The following is a 7,629-nucleotide window of genomic DNA, read 5'->3' as shown; positions in this document are numbered from 1 at the left end:
TTTTAATGAAAGGAAGAGCATTTAATTCTGAATCAAGCCTTGAGTTTTACTCTGAGCGGAACATAGTTTAATTAAATGCTTTTCTCTTTCTAAATCTAATAATTTTATCGATTACAAATCTAAAGGAACGGAGCTCTTTTTGCCTAAAGACGAGATTTTCTTTTTATGAAAAATTTTTCGAAGGCAAAAAAGCGGGAGTGGAAGGCGGTCCCGATAACTATCGGGATTGGCGCCCAAAATCATCTAAAATTATGTATTTTTGGATTTATGAAAAGAAAAGTGCTTCTGATTTATACCGGCGGAACGATCGGAATGGAAAAAGATTATGAAACGGGGAGTTTGCGGGCTTTCGATTTTGGAAATATCTTTCAGAAAATTCCGGAAATGAAGTTGATCGAGTGTGAAATCTCGGTTTATCCGTTTAAAAAACCGCTTGACTCTTCGGATATGGGTCCGACAGAATGGAAAATGATTGCGAAACATATCGGTAAAAATTACGATCATTATGATGGCTTTTTGATCCTTCACGGTACTGATACCATGTCTTATTCGGCTTCAGCATTGAGTTTTATGTTGAAAAATCTAAAAAAACCTGTAATTTTAACAGGTTCACAGTTGCCGATTGGCGATTTGCGAACCGATGCGAAAGAAAATTTATTGACGAGTCTTTACTACGCAAGTTTGTACGAAAATAACGAAGCGGTTATTCAGGAAGTGGCGGTTTATTTTGAATATAAACTGCTTCGTGGCAACCGAACTTTGAAATATTCGGCGGAGTTTTTTGATGCGTACCAAACGCCAAACTACCCTATTCTGGGACAGTCTGGAGTTCATTTGAATGTAATGAAAGATAATTTATGGCGCAGTAAAACGAATGGAAAATTTGAAGTTGATACGCATGTTTCGCAGGATGTTTTGTTTTGGCGGATTTTCCCGGGAATGCATTTGAATCATTTTACAGAGATTCCGAAGGTGAAAGTTTTGGTGCTACAAGTTTTTGGGTCGGGTACTATTTTTAACACCGAAAAAACGCTGCAAACTTTGCAGGCGCTTCGTGATCAGGGAACAGAAATCGTGGTGATTTCGCAATGTGTTTCTGGCGGAATAAGTTTTGGAAAATACAGCAATTCGAATATTTTCACAAAAATAGGAGCGATCAGTGGCAATGACATCACTGCAGAAAGTGCGATTACCAAAGCGATGCATCTTTTAAACAACCCGAAATACGAAGGTGGTTTTGCGGAAAACTTTGTAAAAAATATATGCGGTGAAGTTTCCGAATAATTTTTATTTGAGATCAAAAATGATCGATAAAAACAAGTCGAATCGACGTGCAAAATAAATTATTTGCATCCTATTTTTTCCACCATTGCCTTTATTTTCGAAATTATGTGATTTCCACTTTTAGAATTCAATTAAATACGCTATTTTTGCACTCTTCAATTCAGAGAGGTGTCCGAGTGGTTGAAGGAGCTAGCCTGGAAAGCTAGTGTACGGGCAACTGTACCGAGGGTTCGAATCCCTTCCTCTCTACTTTTAGTGTTGAAAATCAGTTAGTTACAATATCAACACCCATTTATACACCCAATTTTATTGGGTGTTTTTTATTATTACGACTTTCTATTTCTAGTATAACAATTTAATAATTGTGAAAATAGTTTTCTATAAATATCAAATTTGCAAACATCCAAAACTAATACTTATTAAAATTTCATAACTAAATCGGATAGTGAAACAATTTCATAAATTTGACTCAAATGATTTATAACGGCATGAATAAAGATTGGTTAATACTAGTTCAAAAATTTGACGAAGCAAGCGCAAGAACTAAATTTGAAAAAATTTGTGAGCGGTTATTTAAAACGCTATATCCAAAAAAATCTGTTAGAAGTGTAGCGATTAATTCTGGTGATGGAGGAATTGATATCTTTATAGGAGAAATAGGTGCTGAACCTATTGATGTCATTCAATGTAAATTTTTCGTTTCAGGTATAACTGAATCTCAAAAAAGTCAGATTAGAGAATCTTTTAAAAGTGTCATTAATTCTGCTGAGTATGAAACGAAAAGTTGGACTTTATGCATAATAAATGATTTAGATTTAAAGCAGAATATATGGTGGACTTCTTGGAAAAAAAATATTGAAAAAACTCATGGACTACCTAATGATTTTATTAATTTAAAAGATGGAAATACATTATTAGATCTAATAAAACAACAAAATCTATACAATATTTCTTTTGAATTAGAGGATAGCATTAAAATAGATGAGATTCATGATAAAATTGTAAAAGGAAATATAGTTCCAGAGATACAAATTGATTTTAGGAATATTCTGCAAAACACCTCCTATGCATTACTGCAAGTTAAAAACTATATAGAAGATAGAACTAATGCACATATTACTAGAAATGAAGTGCAAAATATATACGATTGGTTGAGTGCTGATGTTCCCCTTAACCAAAAAAATGTACTTGTTCTTAAAGGAGAAAAAGGTCTTGGTAAATCTGCTATACTCAAAGATTTATATGATAAACTCATTAAAGAAAAACATAATGTACTTGGATTAAAAGCAGATAAATTCTACTGCAAATCCATAACTGAACTTGAGAACAAAATATTTGACAATCAACTGACTTTTGATTCCTTAATAAAAAATACATTAGAAAAGGGAGAAGGGCTAATTGTACTAATCGATCAGATAGACGCGTTATCTCTTACGCTATCTTCCAGCAGAGAGTATATTGAGACTTACAATAAACTTATTTTTAAATTACAAGTCTACCAAAACATTAGAATAATTATATCTTCCAGATCTTACGATCTAAAATATGATGCGGAATTAAGCATTTATAATTCCGATCAATACAAAAAAATAGAAGTTAATCTTTTTTCTATCGAAGATGTAAAAAGTATTCTTAATTCATTTAAAATTAATTGTCCTTCACAAAAAGTGCTGGAATTAATTAGAACGCCAAATCACCTAGATATTTATTGTAGAATCTTTGATAAAAATTCTAAAAGTGAAGTAGATTCCATTTCGACTTTAAAAGATTTGTATGATAATTTATGGAAAAAATATGTTTCACCTCACAAGGATTTAAAACTCAAAGAACTTATATATAAAATTGCTCAACGTATGTACCAAGAGCAACGAATTTCTGTAGGTAATATTTACGAAGACGATTATTACAAAGAAAGTAGATATTTAAAGTCTAATAGCTTATTAGTCGAATATAATAAAGAGATACAATTTTTTCATCAAACATTTTATGAATACTCATTTGCAAAACAATTTGTAGACAATAAAGGAAGTCTCGAAGATTTTATCACAGAAAATGAACAAAGTTTATATGTTAGGTCGGTTATAAAAATGGTTATAGAATATTTAAGAGAATCTGATATCAAAAAATATATAGAAACTATAAGTAATATAATGACATCCTCAAGTTACCGGTTTCATTTAAAATCATTACTCATTAATACTTTGGCATCTGTCAGGAACCCTTGCGAGTTGGAGAAAAAACTTGTTATTGAGATCATTTTTAAAAATGTTGATTATGAAGATGTTTTTATAACGTCGATACATTCCATAAGTTGGGTCGAATTTCTAATTTCAGAAGGATTACCAATAGTTTATTTTTCAATTAAAAGATGTGATTTTCAAACCGAAGTGGACTACATATTTACAAAGAGAAAGTTTTCCAATTATAATTGGTCATTGTTTATAAACACCATCAATGATCATCCAGTAATGATCTTAGATTATCTGGAATCAATAGAATTTGAGAATAAAGAATCTTTTATCTCAAATATGATTTTTTATATTAACGATTGGAGTGATATGGGTCTATTGCCTTTTTTTGAAAAATATATTCCTTTTAAAAAAGATGAAGAGGAAAAAGCAGACAATCATTATTATTACGAAATTGTACAGAAAATATTTCTTCACAATAGGAAATACGCTTATGAAAAGTTAGAAATTACTATAATTAATTTCTATGAAAAATTTTCGTTTGATTATAGATTCGGATATGAACTAAGTGAAATCATTGAAAAGTATTTTAAAACAGCATCTTTAGAAACTTTTACTTGTTTGTTTTCCATATATCAAAATATTGTTGAAAAAACCAAAATTCCGTATTTTTTATATGAAAATACGGAATCTTCTTTATACAAAAGTTCAAAAATTAATGATTCAAATAAAAACATTATACATTCTGGGGAATATGGATTAGAATATTTTTTACAAGAATTTATTTCTAAAAGTGATTCTACTTTTTATGTCGCTTTTCATTTAAATTACAAAAATTCTGATGATGTCTTTCTTTTTAAAATAATTGTGAATAAATTAAATTCCAATATCTTATTTTACAAAAATGAAATTTTTGAGTTAATTGAAATTCTAATTCGTAAAAATATTTTCAAAGGAAGTGATGATGACCTGCAGCTGCAAATCAGAAATATGATTGGTAATGTGTACAATTTTTTCGATAATATCCAAAGAGATTATATTGACAGCATACTTATAAATCTTACAACTACATATAATTACTGGATTAGCACTGATGAAAATGGAATAAAAAAATTATATCAAAAAGGCTTTAACAAAAAGAAGTATTTGTTTATCAAAGCCATTCCATTTGATACGCTAAAGAGTAGAGGAAAACTTTATAAAACATATCAAGAACTCGAAAGAAAATTTGGTGATTTAAATCCGAAAATAGCTTTAGATATTTCTGGGTCAACTTGGAGTTCAGGCTGTCCTCCTTTAGCAGAATCAGCATATAAAAATATGACTCTGAAACAATGGGAAAAAAGCATGATCAAATATAATGAAAATCAGAAATCAGAAATATGGGGATCTGGCAATATCGAAGAACATTCTATGGCTTTTAAAAAATGCGTTTTAGAGAATTGCTCAAAATTCTACGATTTCATCGAAAGTCTATTTTGTAACGAAAAAATTTCTGAGCGATATATTTTAAAAGGAATTGGGGGCTTAATTGATGGCAGTTATAATCCTGCAAAAGTTAAAAAGCTTTACATCAAATTTCTTAGTCTTCCTATTACTGATAATAGATATAAAAGCACTTTAAATCATTATGCTGGTTATTTTATTAAAAATAGAAATATTGATGACGAAATAGTTCAATATTTAAGTAATATAGCTTTAAACTTTCCACAAAAGGAAAAAGAATATAATCCAACACTCCCAATGCATGATGCTGTAAATTCTATTAGAGGATCAGCTATCCATGAATTGATGCATTGTTATTACGATAAAAATTTTGTAGAGATAATCTTCTCTACAATTGAAAAAGTGATCGAAAACCCTCTATGTAACGAATCTGTAAAAATAATGATTTTGAGTAATTTGGCATATCTTAACTCGGTAGATATTGAAAGATCATTTAAAATTTTTAAAAAACTCACAATTCTAACTAGTGTAGAAATACTTAAATCGTCTATTAATACCTCTCAATATTTCAATAATAAATTTCATGATGAAATGGAATACTATTTTCAAAAAGTAATTGAAACACCTGAGATGCATAAGCAAAGTTATGTTATGATAGCCAGTTGGTTATTAGGATTAGACAAGCAAAAAGATTTATATAATAGATTTATTAATACAGGAAAAGAAGCTAAATTATGTGCTATTGATGTTGCTGAGGAGTTTTTAATTACTAAAGATAAAAGTGGTATAAATTTTAAGGCACTAAGCATACTTTCAGAGTTTCTATCCGAAACAGATAAAGAATTTGCAGGGGAATACTCATATGTGATTTTGAGAAAATTTAGTCTTGAAAATTTTACAGACTTACTTCCATTTCTAAATAAGTATTCAAAAACAATATTGTGTAGAAAAGATCCTAGATACTTTATACAATATCTATCAAAATGTTCTAAAATTTATCCTGAAGAATGTTTAAAATTACTACAGAATATAGATTTCAGAGATAGTCCTGATGTTCAGGATAGTGGCTATTACGACAAAGAACCTATTCAGTTGATTCTTGGAATATATAGCAAATTAGTTTCAGAAATTAATAAAAATGAAAAACTCATCAATAAATCTCTAAATATTTTTGATGATATGTTAAAGCATAGACATTTAAGAAGTAATGCAAATCAAGCAATTGAAAGTTTAACATAATTGTGTCTTTTTATTAATATTACTGATTAGTAAAACATCTCGCATTTCGATTTATTTAAATATACTAAAACTTTTAACTGCCAGTTTTCACAGAATTGTTTCTCAAATTATTTATTATAATCTGTATTATTAATTTTCATGTAACCTATTATCGCGGGTAGATTAGATTCTGGCAAAATCGCGATGCAACAATATTTTCTTCTGATCTCTAAAATCTTTATTTTCTGACCCAGTTTTATTAAGCTTATAGTTTTAGAATTCACATTCGGTTTTAAAAATAAATTTGACGATACATTACAATGTAATTTTCCCTTTTTTAGGCACAGTCAAAAGTAGAGTTTTTTGTTAGAATTTTATTGTTATCGTTGTTGAAATATGGGAAACTCATTTGCGTTATTTTGATTGAGTTTTCCATATTTCAGCAAAAATCCCGTGGTGTGAGGTATTGCAAAACGCTGTGAGGCAATTCATTATTATACATCCAGATTTCCGAATAATTTCTCATTTGTCTAATGTTCTCAAAGAGGTAAACATTTAGAAAACTGTTCGGAACGTTCTGATAAACCTCTAACTATTTTAAATTTTTAGACTTTTTAAATTGAAGATATTTAGGGATTGATGTATTGACGGGAATAATATTTTTTGACTTTTCTAAATTACATCTCTCACACAATAATTGAAAATTGGAAAGATCGTTTGTTCCCCCTTGGAATAATGGAAGTATGTGATCAAAATGGTAACTAGCAACAAGTTCCATTACTAAGTTTCGATTACACTCAGTACACTCTCCTCGATCTCTTGCGATAATTGCTTTTTTTGCCCAACTTTGAAGATATTTTCTCTTAATCCATTGTTTTGGCTCTTCATTCTCTTCTTCTGCACCATCAAAACCTATAACTATTAAAAGCTTAGAAATAAATTCACAAAGTACTCTATCATGAAATACGCGTTCAGCAAAGTCTTGAGCATATATTAGTTTTTTAGCTTGAATGCTATCTTCATATTCCTCAGAAAGACTTAATATTAATTTTTTAAGTACTAAATCTCTTTCCTGCAGTTGTTCATAGTATATATTTTCATCATCATCATTATATAATATATTAAAACTATTAATTTGTTCAATAGTTCTTAATATTAAGGGTTCGTTTTGACCAACTCCCGAATCGATTAAAAGATCTATGTAATCTTCTAAGTACCATAAAATGTACTCGCCCTCTAGTTCAATAAGTCCTTCTTCATAATGTATTAGATATTCCTCATAAATCCACATCCCTAAATGCAATAATAATCCGTTCTGTAAGGTTTCAAAAAGCATATTTTTGGGTTCAACTCTTTGTCGAACATGTTGTTTTAGTTTATCAAATAACTCCAAACCAGTCCAGTTAGGATCATGGAATTTTTGAATACCAAAGGAGAATAGTTTTAAGGAAATTGCAGAATTCATTTGAGATTAATTATTTATAATTTTCAT

Annotated in this window: 3 protein-coding genes and 1 tRNA gene; 3 read left to right on the top strand and 1 reads right to left on the bottom strand. The window is 29.4% G+C overall.

Translation table 11 applies throughout. The features are described 5' to 3' along the window. The first annotated feature begins 267 nt into the window (after nucleotides 1-267). From BW932_RS02035 to BW932_RS02025, 3 genes are all read left to right on the top strand, one after another. On the top strand, nucleotides 268-1,284 hold the full coding sequence (locus BW932_RS02035; RefSeq protein WP_076384880.1) for an asparaginase: 1,017 nt from the start codon (nucleotides 268-270) through the stop codon (nucleotides 1,282-1,284). 162 nt (nucleotides 1,285-1,446) lie between these two features. Next, nucleotides 1,447-1,533 (top strand) — tRNA-Ser (locus tag BW932_RS02030). 224 nt (nucleotides 1,534-1,757) lie between these two features. Then, the gene (locus BW932_RS02025; RefSeq protein WP_143745483.1) at nucleotides 1,758-6,158 is read left to right on the top strand and encodes an ATP-binding protein; all 4,401 of its coding nucleotides are present in this window, start codon (nucleotides 1,758-1,760) and stop codon (nucleotides 6,156-6,158) included. A 571-nt stretch (nucleotides 6,159-6,729) separates the two neighbouring features. On the opposite strand, the gene BW932_RS02020 is transcribed toward BW932_RS02025, so the two are convergent. Continuing rightward, on the bottom strand, nucleotides 6,730-7,602 hold the full coding sequence (locus BW932_RS02020; RefSeq protein WP_076384837.1) for an HNH endonuclease: 873 nt from the start codon (nucleotides 7,600-7,602) through the stop codon (nucleotides 6,730-6,732). Nucleotides 7,603-7,629: the final 27 nt, after the last annotated feature.

Origin of the sequence: Kaistella chaponensis, from assembly GCF_900156725.1 — a bacterium.
Classification (GTDB): domain Bacteria; phylum Bacteroidota; class Bacteroidia; order Flavobacteriales; family Weeksellaceae; genus Kaistella; species Kaistella chaponensis.
This window is presented reverse-complemented; position numbering and strand designations above follow the sequence as displayed.

Coding starts and splice junctions, on each gene's coding strand:
- BW932_RS02035 (WP_076384880.1), top strand. CDS start 268: ATGAAAAGAAAAGTGCTTCTGATTTATACCGGCGGAACGATCGGAATG.
- BW932_RS02025 (WP_143745483.1), top strand. CDS start 1,758: ATGATTTATAACGGCATGAATAAAGATTGGTTAATACTAGTTCAAAAA.
- BW932_RS02020 (WP_076384837.1), bottom strand. CDS start 7,602: ATGAATTCTGCAATTTCCTTAAAACTATTCTCCTTTGGTATTCAAAAA.